We start from the raw sequence: 25,596 nt of genomic DNA on the forward strand, positions 1-25,596 counted from the left end.
GTTGATAGGCCGGAGATGGAAGCCTTGTGAGAGGTGGAGTTGACCGGTACTAATAGGCCGAGGGCTTGTCCATAGATGCTCGCGTCCACTGTGAAATTCGCTGTATGACCAGCGTGAAGGTGCCCTTGTAGGGTTCCGGTGGTCATGGCGGTGGGGAAACGCCCGGTTACATTCCGAACCCGGAAGCTAAGCCTGCCAGCGCCGATGGTACTGCATGGGGGACCGTGTGGGAGAGTAGGTCGCCGCCGGACATATCGCCCCAATAGCTCAGTCGGCAGAGCGTCTCCATGGTAAGGAGAAGGTCAACGGTTCGATTCCGTTTTGGGGCTCCGCAGTACTGAATCATCAGAAAGGCCTCCGCCATTCGGCGGGGGCCTTTCTGCTATTCCGGGATCCGCAGGGTCAGGATGGCCATGTCGTCCGAGGGCGGGTTGGGGGCGAATCGCTCGACGGCGCGCAGCACCCGCGCGGCCACCGCGCCGGCGGTGAGACCGGTGCAGGGGGCGAGCACGTCCGCGAGGCCGTCGTCGCCCAACATCCGCGTGCCCTCCCGGCGTTCGGTGACGCCGTCCGTGACGCACAGCAGCACGTCACCCGGGTCGAGGGTGATGCTCTGCTCGAACAACTCCAGGTCGTCCATGACCCCCAGCAGCGGCTGCGGGCTGGCGGCCGGCTCCACGCGGCCGTCCGGGGTGAGCCGCAGCGGCAGCGGGTGGCCCGCGCAGACCATCTTGAGGAGCGCGCCGCCCTCGGGCTTCGGCCACAGTTCGCCGTAGAGCAGCGTCAGAAAGCGGCCGCGCGGCCCCTCTTCGAGAATGGCGGTGTTGAGCCGCTCCAGAACGGCGGGACCGCCGAGCCCCTCCCGGGCCAGCAGCCGCAGCGCGTGCCGGGCGAGGCCGGTGACCGACGCGGCCAGCGGCCCCGTGCCGCAGACGTCCCCGATGGCGAAGCCGTAGGCGCCCTCGCGGATGGGGAAGACGTCGTAGAAGTCGCCGCCCACCTCGTTGCCCTCGCCGGCGGCGCGGTAGATGACCTCCACGTCGACGCCGTCGATCTCCGGCAACTCCGGGGGCAGCAGGCTGCGTTGCAGGGACTGGCTGATGGCGGTGCGCTCGCTGTAGAGCCGGGCGTTGTCCAGCGCGAGGGCCGCACGCCGTGACAGGTCCTCGGCGAGCTCCAGGATGTCCTGGCGGAACCGTTCGTCGGTGGGCTTGCCGAGGGCCAGCAGGCCGATGACCCGGTTGCGGGCGATCAGCGGCAGCAGGATGGTCTCGCCGCCCACGGCCGCCGCGGTGCTCAGGCTGATGCCGGGCGGCTCGGACTCCGAGGGGAGCCGCCCCAGGCCGAGGCTGCGGAGCGAGGTGCGCAGCGCGGTGCTGCGTGCCGCCTCGGAGGGCGCCTGCCAGGGGCGCACGCCGAGCGCGATGTCCGGGTCGGGCGGCTCGACGCGCTCCAGGAGCGCCTTGATGCCGTCGATGCGGTCCTCGTCCTCGTGCAGCACGTAGGAGAGCACGGGCTCCGAGCCGGGCTCGGGGACGGTGTAGACGGCGCACCAGGTGGCCAGCGTGGGCACGGTCATCTGGGCCATCAGGGCCAGGGTCTGGTTGCGGTCGAGGGTGCCGGCGAGGAGTTCCGAGGCCTCGACGAGGAAGGCGAGCGAGCCGCGGCGCAGCCGCTCGAGCTCGGTCAGACGGGCGGACTCGACGGCCAGCGCGATCCGGTCGGCGGCGAACTGGAGGCGCAGCGCCTCCTCGTTGCTGTAGCGGCCGGGCGTCTCGGAGGCGACACCGAGCGAACCGGTCAGCCGGCCCTCGACCTTGAGGGGGACGGTGACCACGGCGTGCATGCCGGTGCCGGTGAGGAGCGGGACGGCGCCGGGGGCGCCGACCAGGTCGTCGTGGACGGAGGGCATGCGGGCGGATCCGTAGCGCCCGCTGCCGGTCTCGACGGGGACGCGGGCGAAGCGCTGCCGGGCGGACGGGAGGCCCGTGGTGGCGCGCACCTCGAGCTCGGTCTCGTCGTCGGTGGCGAGCAGCAGGAAGGCGGCGTCGCCGTCGAGCATGTCCCTGGCGCGCTCGACGGTGCGCTGGAGCAGGCTGTCGAGGTCGTCGGGGGGCGGGGAGCCGATGAGTGCGTCGAGCGGGTCGCCGTGGCCGCGGTCGAGGCCCTCGCCGCCGGACTGCAGGGGCAGCCGGATGGGGCTCTGCAGGATGGCGCGTTCCTGGTCGCGGACGATCAGACAGACGGTCGAGGGGTCGCCCTTGGCGTCGCGGACGCGCAGGTGGCAGGCGTAGACGGGGACGGTGCGGCCCTCGGAGTCGCGCAGCCCGTAGCTGCCCTCCCAGCGGGAGAGCGCCAGCGCCTCGGCGATGCCGGTGCCGGTGCCCGGCGTCTGGGGCCAGGCGGCGAGGTCGGCGAGCGGCTTGCCGACGACCTGGTCGGCCCGGTAGCCGAAGAGCTCGGCGGCGTCCTCGTTCCAGACGGTGATGGTGTCGGTGCGGTCGACCTGGACGACGCCGACCCGGACCCTCGTCTCGCTGACGGGCAGGGCCTCGTCGGGGAGCACGGGGCCGGCCGAGCGGGTGCCGACGGGCAGCACCTGCTGGTCGAGACGGAACCACACGCACTTCTCGGACGGCGTGTAGTCGACGCCCCAGCGGGCGGCGAGCGCGGCGCACAGCAGCAGGCCGCGGCCGCCCTCGCTGTTGAGGTCGAGCTGGCCCCGGGAGACCTCGGCCATCGGCAGCTCGCGCTCGGGGTGGCGGTCGACGACCTCGATGCGGACGCCTTCCTTGTCGCGCAGGCAGCGGACCTCGGCGGTCGTGCCCGCGTGGACCACGGCGTTGGTGACCAACTCGCTGGTGAGCACCACGGCGTCCTCGATGAGGTCGGCCAGGCCCCACCCCTGGAGGGTGTCCCGGACGAAGCCCCGCGCGGTCGCGACCGAGCGTCCAACCGGCTCGAAGGTGGCCGCAGCTCGCGCGGTGATCACGTCACTCCCCCAAAGAAGCTTGCTCGTTTCTGGCCTGGCGCCGCATGGCCGGCCGGAAGCCAGGTTACTGACGTCGGCGGCCACCTTGGACGGCGCATCCGATGATTTCCCCCGGACCGGGAAAACAGTGCTATGCGATGCTGCCGAACTGTTATCGCCCGGTCCGTGGAGAGTGAAACACTGGGATGGCCCGACGCGAAAGCCCGGGTGGAACGGTCGATCCTGCGGGAGGGACACAGTGGTGTCTGAGGGAGCAGCGGCGCGCGCCGGCACGCGTGCGCGAACGAGGAGGTCGCGGGGCAGCGGAACGGTCGAAGTCGACGCCGTGGCCCTGAACCGGCTGCTCTCGGCCTTGGAGGCCATGCGAGACGGCAATCTGCGCAAGCGGTTGACGGTCACGGGCGACGGGCCGATGGCCGAGATCGCCGCGGTGTACAACGAGGTGGCGGACCGGGGGCTGCACGTCACGGGTCAGCTGGCCGGGGTGCGCCGGATGGTCGGCCGGGAGGGCCGGCTGACCGAGCGGCTGGAGCCGGGCGTCTGCGAGGGCGCCTGGGGCAAGGCCATCGACGATGTGAACGGCCTGGTGGAGGACGTCACGGGGCCGCTGTCCGAGGTGGGCCGGGTGCTCTCGGCCGTGGAGGACGGCGATCTCGGGCAGCGGATGGAGCTGCGGGTGCCGGGGGACCGGCAGGGCACGTGGCGGCCGTTGCGCGGCGAGTTCCTGAAGACGAGCCGCACGGTCAACGGGCTCGTCGACCAGCTTTCCGCGTTCCACGACGAGGTCACGCGGATCGCGCGCGAGGTCGGCACCGAGGGCAAGCTGGGCGGTCAGGCCGAGGACCGCGGGATGTTCGGGCCGTGGCGGGAGCTGACGGACTCGGTCAACACGATGGCGTTGCGGTTGACTGCGCAGCTGCGTGACATCACCCAGGTGACCAAGGCGGTGGCCAACGGCGACCTGTCGCGCAAGGTGACGGTGCACGTCGCCGGCGAGATGCAGGAGCTGAAGGACACCGTGAACGGCATGGTGGACCAGCTCTCTTCGTTCCAGGAGGAGGTGACCCGGGTCGCCCGCGAGGTGGGCACCGAGGGTGTGTTCGGCGGGCAGGCGCGGGTGGACGGGGTGGACGGGGTCTGGAAGGACCTCACCGACTCGGTGAACTCGATGGCCGCGAACCTGACGGCGCAGGTGCGTGAGATCGCGCACGTGACGACGGCGGTGGCCAACGGTGACCTGACGCAGCGGATCACGGTGCGGGCGCGCGGCGAGTTCGCCCAGCTCGCGGACACGATCAACGGCATGACCGAGACGCTGCGCGCGTTCGCGGACGAGGTGACGCGCACGGCGACGGAGATCGGCACCGAGGGCGCCCTGGGGGGCCAGGCGCGGGTGCAGGGCGTCGCCGGCACGTGGAAGGACCTGACGGACTCGGTCAACACGGCGTTCCGCAACCTCACGGCGCAGGTTCGGGACATCGCGCAGGTCACCTCGGCGGTGGCCAACGGCGACCTGTCGCGCAAGGTGACCGTCGACGTCCGTGGCGAGATGCTGGAGTTGAAGAACACCGTCAACCGGACGGTGGACCAGCTGTCGTCGTTCCAGTCCGAGGTCACCCGGGTGGCGCGGGAGATCGGCGACGAGGGCGTGCTGGGCGGTCAGGCGTCGGTGCTGGGGGTGGCCGGGGCCTGGAAGGACCTGACGGACTCGGTGAACACCGCGTTCCGCAACCTGACGGAGCAGGTCCGCAACATCGCGCAGGTGACGACGGCGGTGGCCAACGGCGACCTCTCGCAGAAGGTCACCGTGGACGTGTCCGGCGAGATGCTGGAGCTGAAGAGCACGGTCAACCGGATGGTCCAGCAACTGTCGTCGTTCGCGGACCAGGTGACGCGGGTGGCCACCGAGGTGGGCATCGAGGGCCGTCTTGGCGGTCAGGCGCAGGTCGAGGGCGTCTCCGGCACCTGGAAGGCGCTGACCGACTCGGTGAACGAGATGGCGTCGAACCTGACGCGGCAGGTGCGGAACATCGCGCAGGTGACGACGGCGGTGGCGCGGGGCGATCTCTCGCAGAAGATCGACGTCGACGCGCGGGGCGAGATCCTCGAGCTCAAGAACACCGTGAACACGATGGTGGACCAGCTGTCCTCGTTCGCCGAGCAGGTGACGCGGGTGGCCCGCGAGGTGGGAACCGACGGGCGGCTCGGCGGCCAGGCACAGGTGTCCGGGGTGGCGGGCACGTGGCGCGCGTTGACGGACTCGGTGAACGGCATGGCCTCCAACCTGACCGACCAGGTGCGGGCGATCGCCCAGGTCGCGACGGCGGTGGCGCGCGGTGACCTGTCGCAGAAGATCACGGTGGACGCCAAGGGCGAGATCCTGGAGCTGAAGGACACCCTCAACACGATGGTGGACCAGCTGTCGTCCTTCGCCGAGGAGGTGACCCGGGTCGCCCGCGAGGTGGGCACCGAGGGCCGACTGGGTGGCCAGGCGAAGGTGGACGGCGTGGCCGGCACCTGGAAGGACCTCACCCAGTCCGTCAACGGCATGGCCAACAACCTGACGCTGCAGGTGCGTCAGATCGCGGACGTCACGACCGCGGTGGCCGAGGGCGACCTGACCAGGAAGATCACGGTCGACGCCCAGGGCGAGATCCTGGTGCTGGTCAACACGGTGAACACGATGGTGGACCAGCTGTCCTCGTTCGCGGACCAGGTGACGCGGGTGGCGCGCGAGGTGGGCACCGAGGGCCGGCTCGGCGGTCAGGCGCAGGTGCGGGGCGTCTCTGGCACGTGGAAGGACCTGACCGACAACGTCAACCTGATGGCGGCCAACCTGACCAGTCAGGTGCGGAACATCTCCGAGGTCGCCATGGCCGTGGCCGACGGCGAGCTGACCAAGAAGGTCACCGTGGAGGCCAGCGGCGAGGTGGCGCAGCTCGCGGACACCGTCAACCGGATGGTGGACCAGCTGTCGTCGTTCGCGGCCGAGGTGACGCGGGTGGCGCGCGAGGTGGGCACCGAGGGCCAGCTCGGCGGCCAGGCCGAGGTGCCCGGGGTCTCCGGCACCTGGCGGGACCTGACCGACTCCGTGAACGAGATGGCGTCCAACCTCACGGGGCAGGTCCGCAACATCACGATGGTCACCATGGCCATCGCGCAGGGCGATCTGACGAAGAAGATCGACATCGACGCGCGCGGGGAGATCCTGGAGCTCAAGGAGACCCTGAACACGATGGTCGACCAGCTGTCGCTCTTCGCCGACCAGGTCACCAAGGTGGCCCGTGAGGTGGGCATCGAGGGGCAGTTGGGCGGTCAGGCGCTGGTGCCTGGCGTGGCGGGGACCTGGAAGGACCTCACGGACTCGGTGAACGAGATGGCGGGGAACCTCACCCGTCAGGTGCGGGGCATCGCCCGGGTGGCGAACTTCGTGACCAGGGGCGACCACAGCGTGCGGATCGACACGGACGCGGCCGGCGAGATCCTGGTGGTGCAGGAGAACATCAACCGGATGGTGACCGACCTGCGCGACACCACGCTGAAGACCAAGGAACAGGACTGGCTCAAGAGCAACCTGGCCCGGATCTCGGCGCTGATGCAGGGGCGGCGCGACCTGAAGGACGTGGCCAGCCTGATCATGAGCGAGCTGGTGCCGACGGTCACGGCGCAGCACGGCGCGTTCTTCCTCTCGGTGCCGGCCGACGGTGACCTGGACGTGGTGGCGGGGCCGGTCGAGGACGGCAGCTACGAGCTGCGGATGATCGGTTCCTACGGCTACGCGGCCGGCGCGCACGGGATGTCGTTCCGGCCGGGCGAGTCGCTGGTGGGCACGGCGGCCGAGGAACGTCGGATGATCCTGTTCGGGCCGACGCCCGAGGGCTATCTGAAGATCTCCTCGGGGCTGGGCGAGGCACCGCCGGTGCACGGGGTGGTGCTGCCGGTGCAGTTCACCGACCGGGTGCTCGGCGTGCTCGAACTCGCGTCGTTCAAGCCGTTCACGCAGATCGAGCGGGACTTCCTCGAGCAGATGGCCGAGATGATCGCGACGAGCGTCAACACCATCAGCGTGAACACCCGGACGGAGATGCTGCTGAAGCAGTCGCAGGAGTTGGCCGAGCGGCTCCAGGAGCAGACCGGCGAGCTGGAGGAGCAGCGCAAGGAGCTCCAGGACCGGAACGCGGAGCTGCGCGAGAAGGCGGACCTGCTGGCGGAGACCAACCGGCGTATCGAGGTGAAGAACTCGGAGATCGAGGAGGCCAGGCGCGGACTGCAGGAGCGCGCCGAGCAGTTGGCCGTCTCGATGCGGTACAAGTCCGAGTTCCTGGCGAACATGTCGCACGAGCTGCGGACGCCGTTGAACTCGCTGCTGATCCTGGCGAAGCTGCTGGCGGACAACGCGGAGTCGAACCTGTCGCCAAAGCAGGTGGAGTTCGCGGAGACGATCCACGGGGCGGGCTCCGACCTGTTGCAGCTGATCAACGACATCCTCGACCTGTCGAAGGTCGAGGCGGGGAAGATGGACGTGAGTCCGACCCGGATCGCCCTGGTGCAGCTGGTGGACTACATCGAGGCGTCGTTCCGGCCGTTGACGGCGGAGAAGAACCTGGAGTTCTCGGTGCGGGTGTCGCCGGAGCTGCCGGCGACGCTGCACACGGACGAGCAGCGCCTGTTGCAGGTGTTGCGGAACCTGCTGTCGAACGCGGTGAAGTTCACCGACACCGGCTCGGTGGAACTGGTGATCCGGCCGGCGGGCGGCGAGGTGCCGGACGAGATCCGGCAGCAGATGCTGGAGAACGGCTCGGTGTTGACGGCGGACGCGCCGCTGGTGGCGTTCGCGGTCTCGGACACCGGGATCGGCATCGCGGCCAGCAAGATGCGGGTGATCTTCGAGGCGTTCAAGCAGGCGGACGGCACGACCAGCCGGAAGTACGGGGGCACGGGGCTCGGCCTGTCGATCTCCCGGGAGTTCGCTCGGCTGCTGGGCGGGGAGATCCACGCGGCGAGCGAGCCGGGGCGTGGTTCGACGTTCACGCTGTTCCTGCCGTTGCAGCCGACGGAGCTGCCGCCGCCCGGCTACGGGCAGTTGACGCCGGGGACGCTGGCGGCCGCGGAGCCGCGGGTCGAGTCGTCCGAGGAGGACGCGGCGGCCGAGGCGGCGCCCGAAGGCGGCGGTGCCGAGGGGCCGCGGGCGTTGCCGCCCGGTCCCTCCGCCGGGGGCGGCGCCGTGTTCGGCACGGCGGCCGACCGGGAGCGGGAGAGCCGCAAGGCGTCGATCGCGGCGGAGCGGGCGGCCGAGTCGCTGACCCGGCGGCACCGCGAGCGGTTCGCGGAGAACGGCGCGCAGGCCGCGGAGCGGCGGGACCGGCAGGAGGCGGTGGCCGAGGCGGCGGGTGACCAGGAGCAGGCGCGGCGCCACGCCTTCCGGGACTTCCGGGGCCGGAAGGTGCTGATCGTCGACGACGACGTGCGCAACGTGTTCGCGCTGACCAGTGTGTTGGAGCAGAACGGGCTGCGGGTGCTGTACGCCGAGAACGGGCGGGAGGGCATCGAGGTCCTGGAGTCCAACGAGGACATCGCGCTGGTCCTGATGGACATCATGATGCCGGAGATGGACGGTTATGCGACGACGGCGGCGATCCGGCGGATGCCGCAGTTCTCGGGGCTGCCGATCATCGCGCTGACGGCGAAGGCGATGAAGGGCGACGAGGAGAAGAGCATGGAGGCCGGCGCGTCCGCCCACGTCACCAAGCCTGTCGACACCGACCACCTGTTGGGCGTCATGAGCGAGTGGATGGAGGGGCCGGCCTGATCCGCGCCCCGCGCGGGCCGGCGGGAACTCCCCGGCTCGCGCGGGCGTTTCGGGTATGGGCGTGGCGGATCACAGGGGTGGCCCGTCGCGGCCGGACGGGTTCGCCGGTCTCGGGTGTGCGTGGTATCGTGACGCAGCGCAATGCGCTGATCACTGGGCGCCTTGCGTTTCTGGCCGCTGGACGAGTGGCCGGAGGGTTTCCTGGTGAAGCGGGGGTTGGGCCGGAGGGGTTCGGCTTCTCGCAACGACGCGAGGGCCCCCGGAATCCACCGCGTGCAGTGCGCGGCGGGCCGGGCTCGCTGGCATCGATGCCGGCGTGGATGCCAACATGTCCGGCATAGGACCGGGCGGCTGAGGTTGCCGTCCACAACGGCGACGCTCGGCGGCGTCGCAGGGGCGAGGAGGACGGGCCATGGTGCAGAAGGCCAAGATCCTCCTGGTCGATGACCGGCCCGAGAATCTGCTGGCGCTCGAGGCGATTCTCTCGGCGCTCGATCAGACGCTGGTCCGGGCATCGTCAGGGGAGGAAGCGCTCAAGGCGCTGCTCACAGAGGACTTCGCGGTGATCCTGCTTGACGTCCAGATGCCTGGCATGGACGGCTTCGAGACCGCGGCACACATCAAGCGGCGTGAGCGCACTCGCGACATCCCCATCATCTTTCTCACGGCCATCAACCACGGCCCGCACCACACCTTCCGCGGCTATGCGGCGGGCGCGGTGGACTACATCTCCAAGCCGTTCGACCCGTGGGTGCTGCGCGCCAAGGTGTCGGTCTTCGTCGACCTGCACATGAAGAACGTGCAGCTGCGCGAGCAGGCGGCACTGCTGCGCCTCGAGTTGGACGGCGGGCAGGCGCAGTCCGACTCCGAGCGGGGGTCGGGCGGTCTCCTCCCGGAGCTGTCGGCGCGGCTGGCCGCGGTGGAGGAGCAGGCCGAGGTGCTGTCCAAGGAACTGGCCGAGTCCGGTGGCGGGGCCGCGGTGTCGACGGCCGCCCACCTGGAGCGGAAGCTGGCCGGTCTGCGGAGCGCGCTCGACGCGTTGCAGCCGGGAGCAGGTGGGGCGGCGCCGGGCGACCCTTCGGCGTAGGGGCGATGGCGGGTCTGACGGCGTCTCAGGGGCGCGTGGGGTCCGTGCCCCGGCGGTGAGAGCCGGGTAACCTCACCCTCATGGCCTCACGTACGTCCGGCAAGGGTCCCCAGAACGCGCGCGCCGGGCAGAGCGGCGGGGGAGCGGCCAGGAAGTCGGCGCCGGCCAAGCGGGCGCCGGCGAAGAAGGCCGCGGCGCGGAAGCCGCCGGCGAAGAAGGCCGCGGCCAAGCCACCGGCGCCGGCGCCCAATATCGTGGTGCGTGTGCTGCGCGGCGTGTGGCTGGGCATCGCGCACCCGGTCGGCGCGCTGCTGCGTGGCATAGGGCGGGGCGCCAAGGGGCTCGACCCCGCCCACCGCAAGGACGGCCTCGCGCTGCTGCTGCTCGGCCTCACGCTGGTGATCGCGGCCGGCACCTGGTCGAACCTCCGAGGTCCGGTCGGCGAGCTGGTCACGATGCTGGTCACCGGCGCGCTCGGCCGGCTCGACCTGGTCTTCCCGCTGGTGCTCGGATACATCGCCGTGCGGCTGATCAGGCATCCGGAGAAGGAGGAGGCCAACGGGCGGATCGTGATCGGGCTCAGCGCGCTGCTGCTCGGCGTGCTCGGCCTGGTGCACGTCGCCGCCGGCGCCCCGGGCGCCAGCGAGGGCGAGCAGGCGGTGCGGAACGCCGGCGGTCAGCTCGGTCTGATCGCCTCCCGGCCGCTGATCCTGGCCATGGGTGAGCCGCTGGCCGTGGCCCTGCTGGTGCTGCTGACGGTCTTCGGGCTGCTCGTGGTCACCGCGACGCCGGTCAACGCGATCCCCAGGAGGCTGCGCGAGGGCGCCATCCGCCTCGGCCTGCTGACGGACGACCGGCCGCGGCACGAGCGTGGCGGCGACGACGGCTTCACCCCCGAGCGTTACTGGGACGACGACGAGCGGCCGGCCGCCCGAGGCGTCCCCGCCCCCGAGGAGGACGGTCAGGAGCGGGCCGAGCGGGCCGCGCTCGAGTCCCGGCGGCGCTCGCGGCGGTCCACCGGCCGCTCGTCCGAGGGGGCCGACCCGGTCGACGTGGCGGCCGCTGCCGCCGCCTCGCTGGACGGTGCGGTGCTGCACGGGGTGCAGCCCTCGCCGCTGGTCGCCGACCTCAGCAGCCGTGTCTCGGCCGGCGCGCGCCGCTCCCGGGCGAAGGGCGAGGAGCGCGACGACCACGCCGACGGCGAGCCGGCGGACGAGGCGTCCCAGGCGGTCGTGGAGCCGGTGGCGCCCCGGAAGGCCGGTCCGGGCGCGCCGGCCGGTGGGAGCACCGTCCCCGACCTGACCAAGAGCACGCCGGCGCCGGCTGAGCCGCTGCCGCCGCGCGCCGAACAGCTCCAGCTCTCCGGCGACATCACCTACGCGCTGCCCTCGCTCGAACTGCTGCGGCGCGGTGGCCCGGGTCGCAGCCGCAGCGCCGCGAACGACGCCGTGGTGGAGTCGTTGACCACCGTCTTCACCGAGTTCAAGGTGGACGCCCGGGTCACCGGTTTCACCCGGGGGCCGACGGTCACCCGCTACGAGGTGGAGCTCGGCCCCGCGGTGAAGGTCGAGAAGATCACGGCGCTGGCCAGGAACATCGCCTACGCGGTGGCCAGCCCCGACGTCCGTATCATCAGCCCGATCCCCGGCAAGTCGGCCGTGGGCATCGAGATCCCCAACAGCGACCGCGAGATGGTCAACCTGGGGGACGTGCTGCGCACCGCGGACGCGGTCGGCGAGGACCACCCGCTGGTGGTCGGGCTCGGCAAGGACGTCGAGGGTGGCTATGTGACGGCCGATCTGGCCAAGATGCCGCACCTGCTGGTGGCCGGCGCCACCGGCTCTGGCAAGTCGTCCTGCGTCAACTGCCTGATCACCTCGGTGATGATGCGGGCGACCCCGGAGGACGTGCGTCTGGTGCTGGTCGACCCCAAGCGGGTGGAGCTGACGGCGTACGAGGGCATCCCGCACCTGATCACCCCGATCATCACCAACCCCAAGCGGGCCGCCGAGGCGTTGCAGTGGGTGGTGCGCGAGATGGACCTGCGCTACGACGACCTGGCCGCGTTCGGCTACCGGCACATCGACGACTTCAACGCGGCGGTGCGCGCCGGCAAGGTCACGGCGCCGCCCGGCAGCGAGCGCGAGCTGGCGCCCTACCCGTACCTGCTGGTCATCGTGGACGAGCTGGCCGACCTGATGATGGTGGCCCCGCGCGACGTGGAGGACGCGATCGTCCGGATCACCCAGCTCGCCAGGGCCGCCGGGATCCACCTGGTGCTGGCCACCCAGCGGCCGAGCGTGGACGTGGTCACCGGTCTGATCAAGGCGAACGTGCCGTCGCGGCTGGCGTTCGCCACCTCCTCGCTCGCCGACAGCCGCGTCATCCTCGACCAGGCGGGCGCCGAGAAGCTGATCGGCAAGGGCGACGGTCTCTTCCTGCCGATGGGCGCGAGCAAGGCCGTCCGGATGCAGGGCGCGTTCGTCACCGAGGAGGAGGTGGCGGCGGTCGTCGCGCACTGCAAGGAGCAGATGGCGCCGGTCTTCCGGGACGACGTCACGGTCTCCTCGGGCAGGAAGCGGGAGATCGACGAGGACATCGGGGACGATCTCGACCTGCTGTGCCAGGCGGCCGAGCTGGTCGTCTCCACGCAGTTCGGCTCGACCTCGATGCTGCAGCGGAAGCTGCGGGTGGGCTTCGCCAAGGCGGGGCGGCTGATGGACCTGATGGAGTCGCGTGGCGTGGTGGGCCCGAGCGAGGGATCGAAGGCCAGGGACGTGCTGGTCAAGCCGGACGAGCTGGATGGCGTGCTCGCGCTGATCCGGGGGGAGACTCCCGGCTAGGTGGCGGCAAGAGGACCATCCTGTTGGCCCACAATTCAGGTCGGCCCGGTTGCTCGTTCCCTTTGCGCCGCCCCTAGACTTATAAGCACAGCACGTGGCTCACGCTCGAAAGGCGCCCCCGTGTCCAATGGCAACCCCTCAGCCGAGGACCGGCCTTCCGTCGGTCGTACCCTCCAACAGGCGCGCGTCGACGCGAAACTGACCGTGGACGAGGTCAGCGCGGCCACGCGTGTGCGTATCCCCATCGTGCAGGCCATCGAACGGGACGACTTCTCCCGATGTGGTGGCGACGTCTACGCACGCGGGCACATTCGCACATTCGCGCGAGCGGTGGGTCTCGATCCGGCTGAGGTGATCGCGCTCTACAACGAGCAGCAGGGCGAGCAGCCGCCGCCCACGCTCTCGTCCGGGCCGCTGTTCGAGGCCGAGCGGATCCGTCCCGAGCCGCGCCGGCCTAACTGGACGGCCGCCATGGTGGCCGCGATCGTCGCGGTCATCGGCTTCGTGGGCTTCACCTTCTTCAGCGGGAGCGACCAGGCCGACCCCGGCGCGGTGGCGGAGGGCGCCTCGACGCCCGGCGCCTCGCCCGAGGAGGAGCCCGAGCCCGGCGGCGAGCCGCAGGAGGAGGTCACGGAGGAGGAGCCCGATCCGTCGGAGAGCGCGGTGGCGGCCGCGCCCGACGACAAGGTGACGGTCCAGGCCACCGTCGAGGGCGGCTCCAGCTGGGTTTCGGCCAAGAACGGAAACGGTGAACTGATCTTCGAGGGCGTCCTCCAGGACGGGGACTCGCAGATCTTCACCGACGACGAGCAGATCGACGTGGTGCTCGGCAACGCCGGGGTCGTCTCGCTGCGCGTCAACGGCAAGGACATCGACAGTGACTTCGAGACGGGCCAGGTCCAGCGCCTGACCTACACCCCGGGCGACCCCGAGGAGGGGTGAGGCCCCCGCCGGCGCGGCCGGCCCGGGCCCAGGGCCGGGAAGCCCGGCCCCGGCGGGCGGCGTGGCCGGGACAAAGTAGGCTGACCCCATGTCCGATCGCCGTACCGTCGCCCTGGTCACCCTTGGTTGCGCCCGTAATGAGGTGGACTCGGAAGAGCTGGCGGGGCGCCTGGCCGCGGACGGCTGGGAGCTGGTGGACGACGCCGCCGACGCCGAGGTCGCCGTCGTCAACACCTGCGGCTTCGTGGAGGCCGCCAAGAAGGACTCCGTCGACGCCCTGCTCGAGGCCAGCGAGCTCAAGTCAGCGCCCGGCGAGGGCGCCGGGCGCACCCGCGCGGTGGTGGCCGTCGGCTGCATGGCGGAACGGTACGGCAAGGAGCTGGCCGAGGCGCTGCCCGAAGCCGACGCGGTGCTGGGCTTCGACGACTACGCCGACATCTCCGAGCGCCTGCGCACCATCCTCTCCGGCGGCGTGCACGCCCCGCACGTCCCGCGCGACCGGCGCAAGCTGCTGCCCATCAGCCCCGCCGAGCGGCAGAGCGCGGACGTCGCCCTGCCCGGCCACGGCACGGCCGCCATCGCCGACCTGCCGGTCGGGGTCGCCCCCGCGTCCGGGCCGCGGGCCCCGCTGCGGCGGCGCCTGGGCGGCGGGCCCGTGGCGTCCGTGAAGCTCGCCTCCGGGTGCGACCGGCGGTGCACCTTCTGCGCCATCCCGTCCTTCCGCGGCTCATTCATCTCACGGCGGCCCTCCGACGTGCTGGGCGAGGTCCGTTGGCTGGCCGAGCAGGGCGTCAGAGAGATCATGCTGGTCTCCGAGAACAACACCTCCTACGGCAAGGACCTCGGCGACATCCGCCTGCTGGAGACGCTGCTGCCCGAACTGGCCGCCGTCGACGGCGTCGAGCGGATCCGGGTGAGCTACCTGCAGCCGGCCGAGATGCGGCCCGGGCTGATCGACGTGCTCACCGGCACCGAGAAGGTCGCCCCGTACTTCGACCTGTCCTTCCAGCACTCGGCGCCCGGCGTGCTGCGCGCCATGCGGCGCTTCGGCGACACCGAGCGCTTCCTCGACCTGCTGGACACCATCCGGAGCAAGGCACCGCTGGCCGGCGTGCGCTCCAACTTCATCGTCGGCTTCCCCGGCGAGACCGAGGACGACCTCGCGGAGCTCGAACGCTTCCTCACCGCGGCCAGACTCGATGCCATCGGCGTCTTCGGCTACTCGGACGAGGAGGGCACAGAGGCGGCCGGCTACGCCGAGAAGAACCCGCCCGAGGTGGTGGCCGAGCGGCTGGCCCACGTCACCCAGCTGGCTGAGGAGCTGATCGGGCAGCGCGCCGAGGAGCGGGTGGGCGAGCGGTCCCGCGTCCTGATCGAGTCCGTGGAGCCGGAGGACGGCGTCGAGGGGGACGTGGTCGCGGTGGGGCGCGGCGAGCACCAGGCGCCCGAGACGGACGGCCAGATCCTGGTCACCGCCCCGGAGGCGGGCGCGGTCACGCCCAGGGTCGGGGACTTCGTGGACACCGAGATCGTCACCGCGCAGGGCGTGGATCTCGTCGCCGTGGCGCTGCCGGCCGTCGTCGGCACCGCCGCGGAGGGCGGAAGATGACGGACACGCCGACCTCGGCCGCCGGCAAGGGCCGTGCGGTCGACCCCCGCCAGGGCCCGCCGGCGCCCGGCGGTCGCCCGGGGCAGCCGGCGGCGAGCCTGTGGAACATCGCCAACGTGCTCACCATGGTGCGGCTGCTGCTGGTGCCCGGCTTCGTGCTGCTGATGCTGGCCGACGGCGGGCACGACCCGGCCTGGCGGTCGCTGGCCTGGGCCGCCTTCACCGTGGCCATGATCACCGACCTCTTCGACGGGGAGCTCGCCAGGCGGCACAACCTGGTCACCGACTTCGGCAAGATCGCCGACCCGATCGCGGACAAGGCGATCATGGGCGCGGCGCTGATCTGCCTGTCGGTGCTGTCCGACCTGCCCTGGTGGGTGACGGTGGTGATCCTGGTGCGCGAGCTGGGGATCACGGCGCTGCGGTTCTGGGTGATCAGACACGGGGTGATCCCGGCCAGCCGGGGCGGCAAGCTTAAGACCCTGGCCCAGGGGGTGGCGGTCGGGATGTACATCCTGTCGCTGACCGGGCCGCTGGCCACCCTGCGCTGGTGGGCGATGGCGGCGGCCGTCGCGCTGACCGTGGTCACCGGCCTCGACTACGTGCGGCAGGCGGTCGTGCTGCGCCGGGCCGGGCTCGCCAGGGAGCGCTCCGGTGGGCAGTGACCTCTCGGCCGTGGAGCCGGCCGTCGCCGAGCAGGTGCTCGAGCTGCTGAACCGCCGTGGGGAGACGGTCGCGGCCGCCGAGTCGCTGACCGGCGGCCTCGTCGCGGCGGCGCTGACCGCGGCGCCCGGCGCCTCGCGGTCCTTCATCGGCTCCGTGACGGCCTACGCCACGGCCGTCAAACGCGAGGTGCTCGGGGTGGCCGGCGACCTGCTCGCCGAGCGCGGCGCCGTGGACGCCGAGGTGGCCAGGCAGCTGGCCAGCGGGGTGCGGGGGCTGCTCGGCGCCGACTGGGGCGTCGCGACCACGGGGGTGGCCGGCCCCGAGCCGCAGGACGGCCAGCCCGTGGGAACCGTCTATGTGGCGGTTTCGGCGCCCGGAACCGGGGGAGTCGTGGCCCAACGGCTCAACCTGCGGGGGGACAGGTCGACGATCCGCGCGGAGAGCGTGCGGGCGGCCCTCGTCCTGCTGCGGAACGAGCTGGTTCAGCACGGGCACCGGGGCCCGCGGGCGGCACAGGATACGGAACAGAACGGAGACGATGGATGTTTGCAGCCCTGAGTGAACAAGACATCGCTCCCCGCGCGGTTGGAGTCCGAGGCGGTACGGTGGGGCATGAAGCAAGCGAGGCCAACGGTCCGAGGAGGGAGCCACCGATGATCCTGCTCCGTCGCCTGTTGGGTGACGTGCTGCGTCGGCAGCGCCAACATCAGGGCCGCACCCTGCGCGAAGTGTCCTCCTCAGCCCGGGTCTCGCTCGGATACCTCTCCGAGGTGGAGCGTGGGCAGAAGGAGGCTTCATCCGAGCTGCTGGCCGCCATCTGCGACGCGTTGGACCTGCGGATGTCGGAGCTGATGCGGGAGGTCAGCGACGAGCTGGCACTCGCGGAGCTGGCCCAGTCCGCCGCGAGCGACACGGTGCCGTCCCTCGGGGTGCCCTCTGGCCGGAGTCTGGCCGAGCGCCCCATGCTCAACCCGGTGCGGGTCACCTCCGTGACCCACCGTCCCGACGACCGCGTCACGATCAAGGCCCCGGCCGAGGCCGTGGACGTCGTCGCCGCCTGATCCATCACCCGGCCCGTCGCCCGCACCGGCGGGCCGGTCGAGTATTTCCCTATGCCCGCAGACGCAGCCCCTTGGGCGTCGCGTGGAAGCCGGCGCTCTCGAGCAGCCGGACCCAGAGCGGCTCGGAGAGTGCGGGGGAGCCGTTGACCCGCTCCACCGTCAGCGTGCCGAGCGCGCCCTCGCGCGCCGCCGCGGCCAGCACCTCGGCGGCCGGCCGCAGCGCCTCCTCGACGACCTCCGCCGGGCCCTCGGGCGCCCAGGCGAGCATCGACCGCCCGCCGCGCTCCAGGTAGAGCGCGAGCTCGCCCGCCACCAGCACGACGAGCGCGCCCGCCTTGCGGCCCGGCTTGTGCCCGGCGCCCCGCGGCGGCTCGGGCCAGGGCAGCGCGGCCCCGTAGGCGTTCGCCGGGTCGGCGGCGGCCAGCAGCACCGCGCGCCGGCCGCCGGCGGTGGGGGCGGCGGACTCGGCTGCCGAGCCGATCGCCCGCAGCCGGTCCACCGCGCCGTCCATCGCGAACTGGGCCGCGCCGAGCCCCTCGACCACGTAGCCGCGCCTGGCCTGGCCGCTCTCCTCGAAGGCGGCGAGCACCCGGTAGGCGGCCGCGAAGCCGCCCGGCACGCCCTCGGCCGCCACGGCGCCGCGCGTCACCACCCCGTGCCGGTCGAGCAGGGTGCGGGCCAGCGCGTGGGCGCGCAGCGTCGGGTCCTCCTCACGCGGCGGCAGCAGCGACCAGCGGCCCGAGACGGTCGGCGGCCCGCTCCTGGACGCCGTGGGGCGCCGCGCGTGGCCGGTGCCGACGGCAAGGGCGCCGTAGCGGCCGCGGGGGGTGGCCCGGCGGGCGCGGTGCGCGGTGGCGCCGGCGGTGCGGCCCGAGCCGAGCAGCGCGCGCAGCGGTCCTATGGTGTCGTTGGTCAGCCGCCCCGACCAGGCCAGGTCCCAGAGGGCGTCGGCCAGGGCGGCGTCCGACGCCTCCTCGCCGGCCGCCAGGACCTGCTCGGCGATCTGCCGGAAGAACAGCCCGTAGCCGCCGGCCAGCGTGGCGAGGACGGCGCGGTGCAGGGGGCCGAGCTCCAGCGGCAGCGGGGGCGGCAGCAGCAGTGGGGCGGCGTCCGCCGTGTAGAGCGAGACCCAGCCGTCCTTGCCGGGCAGCGCCCCGGCACCGGCCCACACCACCTCGCCGGAGGCCGTCAGCTCGTCGAGCAGCGGCGCGGCGAACCCCCGCACCCGGAAGGGCAGCACCAGGCGCTCGAGCGCCGACGCCGGCACCGGGGCGCCCTGCAGCTGCTCGACGGCCCGCACCAGGCCGTCGATGCCGCGCAGCTCGCCGGCTCCGCCCGGCCCGGCGAGGTGCTGCCAACGCGGCAGGAAGGCCGCCAGAGCGGCCGGCGGGACCGGCTCGACCTCCTGCCGCAGGGCGGCCAGGGAACGGCGCCGCAGGCGCCGTAGCACGCCGGGCTCGCACCATTCCTGGCCGGCCTCGCCCGGCCTGAACTCGCCCTGCACCAGACGGCCCGCCGCGGCCAGCCGGTGCAGCGCGCCGTCCGCCACGGCCGTGCCGAGCCCGAAGCGGGCGGCGGCCTGGGCCGAGGTGAAGGGGCCGTGGGTGCGGGCGTACCGGGACAGCAGGTCGCCCAGCGGATCGGCCACCGGCTCGGTGAAGGCCTCCGGCACCCCCACCGGCAGCGCGGCGCCCAGCGCGTCCCGCAGCCGGCCGGCGTCCTCGATGGCGCACCAGTGCTCCTCGCCGGCGATCCGCACCCGCAGCGCGCGCCGGGCGGCGGCGAGCTCCGCCGCCCACTCGGGGCGGGCGCCCCGGACGGTCAGCTCGGCGTCCGTCAGCGGGCCGAGCACCCGCAGCAGGTCGGCGACGCCCTCCACGCCGGAGATCCGGCGCTCCTCGGTCAGCCAGCCCAGCTCCCGCTCCAGCTCGGCGAGCACCTCGGGGTCGAGCAGCTCGCGCAGCTCGGCCCGCCCCAACAGCTCGGCCAGCAGCCGTGAGTCCAGGGAGAGTGCCGCGGCGCGCCGCTCGGCCAGCGGGGAGTCTCCCTCGTAGAGGTACTGGGCGACGTAGCCGAACAGCAGGGAGCGGGCGAAGGGCGAGGGCTCGCGGGTGGTGACCTCGACGAGCCGCACCCGGCGGGCCTGGATGTCCCCCATCAGCTGGGCGAGGCCCGGCACGTCGAACACGTCCTGCAGGCACTCGCGGACCGCCTCGAGCACGATCGGGAAGGACCCGAACTCGGAGGCCACGGAGAGCAGCTGGGCCGCCCGCTGGCGCTGCTGCCACAGCGGGGTGCGCCGACCGGGGTCGCGCCTGGGGAGCAGCAGCGCGCGGGCCGCGCACTCGCGGAACCGCGAGGCGAACAGGGCGGAGCCGCCCACCTGGTCGGTGACGAGGTCGTCGACCTCGCTCCGGTCGAACAGCACGTCCCCCGCGCCGACCGGGGCCTGGCCGTCGTCGAACGCCGCGTCCCCGGCCCCCGAGACCGGGCCCCCCGGGTCGAGGCCGGCCTCGGCGGCCAGCATTTCGGCGTCGGGCAGCCGCAGCACGATCCCGTCGTCCGCGTGCAGCACCTGGGCGTCCATGCCGAAGCGCTCACCGAGCCGCGCGCCGAGCGCCAGGGCCCACGGGGCGTGCACCTGGGCGCCGAAGGGGGAGTGCACCACGACGCGCCAGTCGCCCAGCTCGTCCCTGAACCGCTCGACGACGATGGTGCGGTCGTCCGGGACATGTCCGCAGGCCTGGCGCTGCTCGCCGAGATAGCCCAGCACGTTGTCCACGGCCCAGTCGTCGAGACCGGCGGCGGCCAGCCGCTCCCTGGCGGCCTCCGGGGACAGGGCGCCGAGCTCGCGCACGAACGCGCCGATCGCGCGGCCGAGCTCCAGCGGACGGCCCAACTGGTCGCCCTTCCAGAACGGCAGCCGGCCTGGCACCCCGGGAGCCGGCGTGACCAGCACCCGGTCCCGGGTGATGTCCTCGATGCGCCAGGACGTGGTGCCGAGGGTGAAGACGTCCCCCACCCGGGACTCGTAGACCATCTCCTCGTCGAGCTCGCCGACCCGGCCACCGCCCCGGCGCGGGTCGGCGCCGGCCAGGAACACCCCGAACAGACCGCGGTCGGGGATGGTGCCGCCCGAGGTGACGGCCAGCCGCTGGGCCCCCGGGCGGCCGGCGACGGTGTGTGCCACCCGGTCCCAGACGAGCCGGGGACGCAGCTCGGCGAAGGCGTCCGACGGGTAGCGACCGGCCAACATGTCGAGCACCGCGTGGTAGGCGGACTCCGGCAGCGCCGCGAACGGCGCCGCGCGCCGCACCAGGGCCAGCAGCTCGTCCACGTCCCAGGTGTCCATCGCGGTGATCGCGACCAACTGCTGGGCCAGCACGTCCAGCGGGTTGGCCGGGATCCGCAGCGCCTCGATGGCGCCGGCCCGCATCCGCTCGGTGACCACGGCCGACTGCACGAGATCGCCCCGGTACTTGGGGAAGACCACGCCGGCCGAGACGGCGCCCACCTGGTGGCCCGCGCGGCCGACCCGCTGGAGCCCGGAGGCCACCGAGGGCGGGGACTCGACCTGGATCACCAGGTCCACCGAGCCCATGTCGATGCCGAGCTCCAGGCTCGAGGTGGCGACCACGGCCGGCAGCCGGCCCGCCTTCAGGTCCTCCTCGATCAGGGCGCGCTGCTCCTTGGAGACCGAGCCGTGGTGCGCCCTGGCCAGGACCGCGGGGGCGCCCCTGGCGGCCCCCGAGCCGCCCATGAGCGCGGCGGGGGAGTGCTCCTCGGGCAGCGGCTCGCCGGTGGCGCGCTCGTGCGCGATCTCGTTCATCCGGTTGCACAGGCGCTCGGCGAGGCGGCGGGAGTTGGCGAAGACGATGGTGGAGCGGTGGGCGAGCACCAGGTCGACGATGCGCTCCTCGACGGAGGGCCAGATGGACGGCGGGCCGCCGGGGCCGCCGCCGGGGCCCGGGGCGTCGGGCACGGGGGAGCCGCCGAGCTCGCCCATGTCGGCGACGGGCACCACCACCGAGAGCTGGAACTCCTTGCCGGACGGCGGCTGGACGATCCTCGCCTTGCGCTGCGGCGAGAGGAACCTGGCCACCTCGTCCACCGGCCGGACCGTGGCGGAGAGCCCGATCCGCCGGGCCGGCCTGGGCAGCAGCGCGTCGAGCCGCTCAAGGGAGAGGGCCAGGTGCGCGCCGCGCTTGGTGCCGGCGACGGCGTGCACCTCGTCCAGGATCACGGTCTCGACGCCGGCCAGCGCCTCGCGGCTGGCCGAGGTGAGCATGAGGAACAGCGACTCCGGGGTGGTGATCAGGATGTCGGGCGGCCGGCGGGCCAGGGCGCGGCGGTCGGCCGCCGGGGTGTCGCCGGTGCGGATGCCGACCCGGATATCCGGCTCGGGGAGGCCGAGGCGGACCGACTCCTGCCGGATGCCGGTGAGCGGGCTGCGGAGATTCCGCTCCACGTCGACGGCGAGCGCCTTGAGCGGGGAGACGTACAGCACCCGGCAGCGCTTCAGCGGCTCGGCGGGCGGCGGGGTGGCCGCCAGCCGGTCGAGCGAGGCGAGGAAGGCGGCCAGCGTCTTGCCCGAGCCGGTCGGCGCGACGACCAGGGCGTCCGACTCCTCGGCGATCGCCTGCCAGGCTCCCACCTGCGCCGCCGTGGGCGCGTGGAAGGCTCGGCCGAACCACGCCCTGGTGGCCGGCGAGAACCCGTCGAGCGCCGCCTCCGCCCCCGATGCCGCATGTCCGTCCATGTCCCTCATCGTGACACCCGGCACCGACAGTCGGTCCCGGGGACCTTCGGGCACCCTCGGCGCCGGCGGGATACTGGGGGTATGCGGTTGACGGACTTCTGGCAGCGGATGGCGGAGCAGTTCGGTCCTGCCTACGCGGACTCCTTCGCTCGGGACCACGTGATGGCCGAGCTCGGGGGAAAGACGGTGAACGAGGCGCTGGCCGCCGGCTGGAGCGCCAAGGAGGTCTGGCGGGGAGTCTGCGTGGCCATGGACGTGCCCTCGCACCTGCGGTGATGGCGCTGAACAGGCATTTTCCCGGTTGTCCACAGACCGGGCCGGTCGCTTGACACGAAAATCGAACAGCCATTCTTATGGGGGTGCGGAACGGCGTCCCGGTCCTCGATTGTCAGTGGCGGGCGCTAGCGTCCGTGGATGTGAAGCGATCGAATCAGACGGACCGGGTGGCACCCATGGCAGGTACGGACCGCGAGAAGGCGTTGGACGCCGCTCTCGCACAGATTGAGCGGCAGTTCGGAAAAGGCGCCGTGATGCGCCTGGGCGAGCGTCCTGACGAACCGGTCGAGGTCATCCCCACCGGTTCCACCGCCCTCGACGTGGCCCTCGGCGTGGGCGGGCTGCCGCGCGGCCGGGTGGTCGAGGTGTTCGGCCCGGAGTCCTCGGGAAAGACGACCCTGACCCTGCACGCGGTGGCGAACGCGCAGCGCGCCGGCGGCACGGTCGCCTTCGTGGACGCCGAGCACGCGCTCGACCCGGAGTACGCCAAGAAGCTGGGCGTGGACGTGGACCAGCTGATCCTCTCCCAGCCGGACAACGGCGAGCAGGCGCTCGAGATCACCGACATGCTGATCCGCTCCGGCGCTCTCGACCTGATCGTCATCGACTCGGTGGCGGCCCTGGTGCCGCGCGCCGAGATCGAGGGCGAGATGGGCGACTCCCACGTCGGCCTCCAGGCCCGACTGATGAGCCAGGCCCTGCGGAAGATCACCGGTGCGCTCAACCAGTCGAAGACCACGGCCGTCTTCATCAACCAGCTCCGCGAGAAGGTCGGCGTGATGTTCGGCTCGCCCGAGACGACCACGGGCGGCCGGGCGCTGAAGTTCTACGCCTCGGTGCGGCTCGACATCCGCCGCATCGAGACCCTGAAGGACGGCACCGACGCGGTGGGCAACCGCACCCGGGTCAAGGTCGTCAAGAACAAGGTGGCCCCGCCCTTCAAGCAGGCCGAGTTCGACATCCTCTACGGCATCGGCATCAGCCGCGAGGGCGGCCTGATCGACATGGGCGTCGAGCACGGCTTCATCCGCAAGTCCGGCGCCTGGTACACCTACGAGGGCGACCAGCTGGGGCAGGGCAAGGAGAACGCGCGGAACTTCCTGCGTGACAACCCCGACCTGGCCAACGAGATCGAGAAGAAGATCAAGGAGAAGCTGGGCATCGGGCCCAGGACCGAGGTGCCCGAGGGCGAGCCCGGCAAGGACGCGGCGGGCACCGCGGCCGCTCCGGCCGCCGCCCCGGCCGCCGTCGCCTCGCCCACGCCCGCCAAGGGTGGGAAGGCCAAGCCCGCGGCCGCCGCGGCCAAGAGCTGACGGTGACCCGGCGCACCGACTGGCCGGAGGGCGCGGGAGAAGAAGACGGCGGTGGCCCTGCCGCGTCGAGGGCCGGGGCAGGGCCACCGCACCCCCCGAGGAGCCCGGAGGAGCGGGCGCGGGCGATCTGCCTGCGGTTGCTCACCGGGACTCCGCGGACACGGCGGGAGCTGGCCGACGCGCTCCGCGCCGGGGAGGTGCCCGAGGAGGTGTCGGCGGCGGTCCTCGACCGGTTCGAGGAGGTGGGGCTGATCGACGACGCCGCCTTCGCGGCGGCCTGGGTGGAGTCAAGGCACCACGGGCGGGGGCTCGCCCGGCGGGCCCTGGCGCGTGAGCTGCGCACCAAGGGGGTGGCCTCCCCCTCCATCGACGAGGCGATCGGTCGACTTGACGCCGAGCGCGAGGAGGAGACGGCCCGGGCGTTGGTGGAGCGCCGGCTGCGGGCCACCCGGGGCCTCGACCGCGACCGGCGGCTGCGGCGCCTCGTCGGGGTGCTGGCCCGCAAGGGCTACCCGGAGGGCATGGCCCTGCGGGTGGTCAGGGAGGCCCTGGCCGCCGAGGGGGAGGACCCGGGCGAGGAGGCCGAGCTGCTGGGGGGCGGCCTCTGACCCGGCGGGGGCGCCCGGAAGGGCCTCAGGCCCCGGTGGCGCCGCGCAGGACCCGTCCGCACTCGGCGAGACCTGCCAGGTCCGTGCCCGGCAGCGCGGCGGCCAGGTGCCCGTCGGGGCGGACGACCAGCAGGGTGTGGGCGCTGACCCCCGGATACTCCTCGGTGACCATCAGCTCCGCCGGCAGCGGCAGGGTGCCGACCGCCGCCGCCAGCCGGGGCATGAGGCCGGCGGTCAGCCAGTGCCGCGCGTCCCACACGCGGGAGCCCGGGGCCGTCAGCACCAGCAGCAGTGGGCCGCCGAGCCGCTCCCTGAGCCAGCCCTGAGTGCCGTTCAGGGTGGTCACCGGAACGTCGTCGACCAGGGTGCCTGGCGGGTCGGCCGGGGTGGCCCGGGGCGCGGGGCTGGCCAGCGGTGACGCCGGATAGCCGGCGGGCGTCCCCAGCGCGCCACGGCCCAGGTGGGCGTCGGCGAGCAGGGTGAGCCGCCCCCGAGCGCGCCCGGCGAGGCGTCCGGTGAGCCCTCCGCCGCGCACCAGAGGCAGCGCCTGGTCCACCGCCCGCAGCCGGTCGGCGACGGCGGTGCGGCGCTCGGCCTCGTAGCTGTCGAGCAGGGCCTCGGCGTCGCCCTCCCGGCAGGCGATGGCCAGCTTCCACGCCAGGTTGTCCACGTCCCGCAGCCCCTCGGCGACCTGCTGGGTGCCGAGAGAGCCCAGCAGATGCGCCGCGTCCCCCGCGAGGAAGGCGCGCCCGGCGCGCCAGCGGCGGGCCAGCCGCTGGTGGCAGACGTGCACGCCCGCGTCCAGCAGTTCGTAGGGCGGGAGTTCGCCGTCGTGCCAGGCGGTGAGCGTGGCGTGCACCCGCTCCAGCATGGCGTCCGGGGTGACCAGGGCGCCGTCGGGTGGCAGCGGCCAGTCGAGCCGCCACTGGTCGCCGGCCAGCGGCCTGGTGATGACCTCGGCCTGCGGCACCCCGCGGTGCAGCCCGGCCTCGCCCGGCCAGGGCAGCTCGGCGCGGAGCGCCGCCACCGCGTAGCGCTCGACGCCGGTGCGGCCGGGGAAGGCGATGCCCAGCAGCTTGCGGGCGGTGGAGCGAGCCCCGTCGCAGCCGACGAGGTAGCTGCCGCGGAAGGTCCTCGCCTGGCCGCGCTGGCCCTCGGGGGCCCGGCGCACGGTGTGGGCCAGGATCTCGCGGTCGTGCTGCTCCAGGTCCGTCAGCCGGTGCCCGGCCGCGATCCTGATCAGCTCCTCGTGCCCCGCGGCCTCCCGCAGGGCGCCCTCGAGGACGTGCTGGGGCAGATGCCGTGGCGCCCCGCCTCCGGGGAACTCGTGGCGGAAGACGGCGCGCCCCCGGACGGTGGTGCGCCACGCCGCCCACACCCCGGTGTCCGGGGCGAGACCCGGCAGCGCCGCCCACCTGGACAGGTCGGGCGGGAGCACGCAGCTGCGGGCGAGGCGTCTGGGGGCCGGTCCCTCTCCGCCGTCGAGTATCACGGAGGGGACGCCCTGCCCGGCAAGGGCAAGCGCCAGCGCGAGCCCGATCGGGCCCGCGCCGGCAATGATCACGGGCAGCACAACACGTATGCAACCCAGCGGCTGATCGGGCGTCAAGTCCGCCCGGTCCCCGGTGATC

13 protein-coding genes, 1 tRNA gene, 1 rRNA gene and 1 pseudogene are annotated in these 25,596 nt (G+C 73.0%); 13 read left to right on the forward strand and 3 right to left on the reverse strand.

What is annotated here, in order from left to right; genetic code table 11:
* Window positions 1-134: 134 nt before the first annotated feature.
* Both rrf and ACFWI8_RS21750 read left to right on the forward strand, forming a co-directional pair.
* Window positions 135-251: ribosomal RNA gene (gene rrf / locus ACFWI8_RS21745) — 5S ribosomal RNA — on the forward strand.
* Between the two features lie 5 nt (window positions 252-256).
* Window positions 257-329, forward strand: a tRNA-Thr gene (locus tag ACFWI8_RS21750).
* A 53-nt stretch (window positions 330-382) separates the two neighbouring features.
* Here the strand turns inward: ACFWI8_RS21750 and ACFWI8_RS21755 are convergent.
* Entirely contained in the window at window positions 383-2,992 is a 2,610-nt protein-coding gene (locus ACFWI8_RS21755) for a SpoIIE family protein phosphatase (protein ID WP_387094068.1), read from the reverse strand.
* A 241-nt stretch (window positions 2,993-3,233) separates the two neighbouring features.
* Here ACFWI8_RS21755 and ACFWI8_RS21760 point away from each other — a divergent pair, with 241 nt between their 5' ends.
* The 8 genes from ACFWI8_RS21760 (at window position 3,234) to ACFWI8_RS21795 (ending at window position 17,009) form a co-directional block, all read left to right on the forward strand.
* On the forward strand, window positions 3,234-8,801 hold the full coding sequence (locus ACFWI8_RS21760; RefSeq protein ID WP_387094070.1) for a HAMP domain-containing protein: 5,568 nt from the start codon (window positions 3,234-3,236) through the stop codon (window positions 8,799-8,801).
* Window positions 8,802-9,213: 412 nt separating this feature from the next.
* The gene (locus ACFWI8_RS21765; RefSeq protein WP_387094073.1) at window positions 9,214-9,888 is read left to right on the forward strand and encodes a response regulator; all 675 of its coding nucleotides are present in this window, start codon (window positions 9,214-9,216) and stop codon (window positions 9,886-9,888) included.
* A gap of 80 nt (window positions 9,889-9,968) precedes the next feature.
* Window positions 9,969-12,731: a DNA translocase FtsK gene (locus tag ACFWI8_RS21770; protein WP_387094076.1), complete on the forward strand. Its 2,763-nt coding sequence runs from the start codon at window positions 9,969-9,971 to the stop codon at window positions 12,729-12,731.
* A gap of 120 nt (window positions 12,732-12,851) precedes the next feature.
* Window positions 12,852-13,673, forward strand: coding sequence for a helix-turn-helix domain-containing protein (locus ACFWI8_RS21775; RefSeq protein WP_387094078.1), 822 nt, complete (start codon window positions 12,852-12,854; stop codon window positions 13,671-13,673).
* Between the two features lie 88 nt (window positions 13,674-13,761).
* Window positions 13,762-15,282 (forward strand): 30S ribosomal protein S12 methylthiotransferase RimO, encoded by a 1,521-nt coding sequence (rimO, locus tag ACFWI8_RS21780; protein ID WP_387094081.1) that lies wholly within the window; start codon window positions 13,762-13,764, stop codon window positions 15,280-15,282.
* Window positions 15,279-15,947, forward strand: a complete 669-nt coding sequence (gene pgsA, locus ACFWI8_RS21785; protein ID WP_387094084.1) for a CDP-diacylglycerol--glycerol-3-phosphate 3-phosphatidyltransferase — start codon at window positions 15,279-15,281, stop codon at window positions 15,945-15,947. Before rimO ends, pgsA begins: the two co-directional genes overlap by 4 nt.
* A complete protein-coding gene (locus ACFWI8_RS21790; RefSeq protein WP_387094087.1) occupies window positions 15,937-16,506 on the forward strand; it encodes a CinA family protein in 570 nt (189 codons plus the stop codon). Before pgsA ends, ACFWI8_RS21790 begins: the two co-directional genes overlap by 11 nt.
* Before the next feature lie 95 nt (window positions 16,507-16,601).
* Window positions 16,602-17,009: a helix-turn-helix domain-containing protein gene (locus ACFWI8_RS21795; RefSeq protein WP_387094090.1), complete on the forward strand. Its 408-nt coding sequence runs from the start codon at window positions 16,602-16,604 to the stop codon at window positions 17,007-17,009.
* A 49-nt stretch (window positions 17,010-17,058) separates the two neighbouring features.
* Here the strand turns inward: ACFWI8_RS21795 and ACFWI8_RS21800 are convergent, their stop codons facing one another.
* On the reverse strand, window positions 17,059-21,768 hold the full coding sequence (locus tag ACFWI8_RS21800; RefSeq protein WP_387094093.1) for an ATP-dependent helicase: 4,710 nt from the start codon (window positions 21,766-21,768) through the stop codon (window positions 17,059-17,061).
* Between the two features lie 81 nt (window positions 21,769-21,849).
* On the opposite strand from ACFWI8_RS21800, the gene ACFWI8_RS21805 reads away from it, so the two are divergent.
* From ACFWI8_RS21805 to recX, 3 genes and pseudogenes are all read left to right on the forward strand, one after another.
* On the forward strand, window positions 21,850-22,044 hold the full coding sequence (locus ACFWI8_RS21805) for a DUF3046 domain-containing protein (RefSeq protein ID WP_311600656.1): 195 nt from the start codon (window positions 21,850-21,852) through the stop codon (window positions 22,042-22,044).
* A gap of 176 nt (window positions 22,045-22,220) precedes the next feature.
* Complete coding sequence (gene recA, locus ACFWI8_RS21810) at window positions 22,221-23,357, forward strand: recombinase RecA (protein WP_387094097.1); 1,137 nt, start codon at window positions 22,221-22,223, stop codon at window positions 23,355-23,357.
* Window positions 23,252-23,965 (forward strand): annotated as a pseudogene (gene recX / locus ACFWI8_RS21815) (recombination regulator RecX); the annotation flags it as partial. The gene recA and the pseudogene recX, both read left to right, overlap by 106 nt.
* 25 nt (window positions 23,966-23,990) lie before the next feature.
* On the opposite strand, the gene ACFWI8_RS21820 reads toward recX, so the two are convergent.
* Window positions 23,991-25,529: an FAD-dependent monooxygenase gene (locus tag ACFWI8_RS21820; RefSeq protein WP_387094100.1), complete on the reverse strand. Its 1,539-nt coding sequence runs from the start codon at window positions 25,527-25,529 to the stop codon at window positions 23,991-23,993.
* Window positions 25,530-25,596: the final 67 nt, after the last annotated feature.

It is taken from the genome of Streptomyces sp. NPDC127098 (assembly GCF_042722465.1).
Taxonomy (GTDB): Bacteria; Actinomycetota; Actinomycetes; order Streptomycetales; family Streptomycetaceae; genus Streptomyces; species Streptomyces millisiae.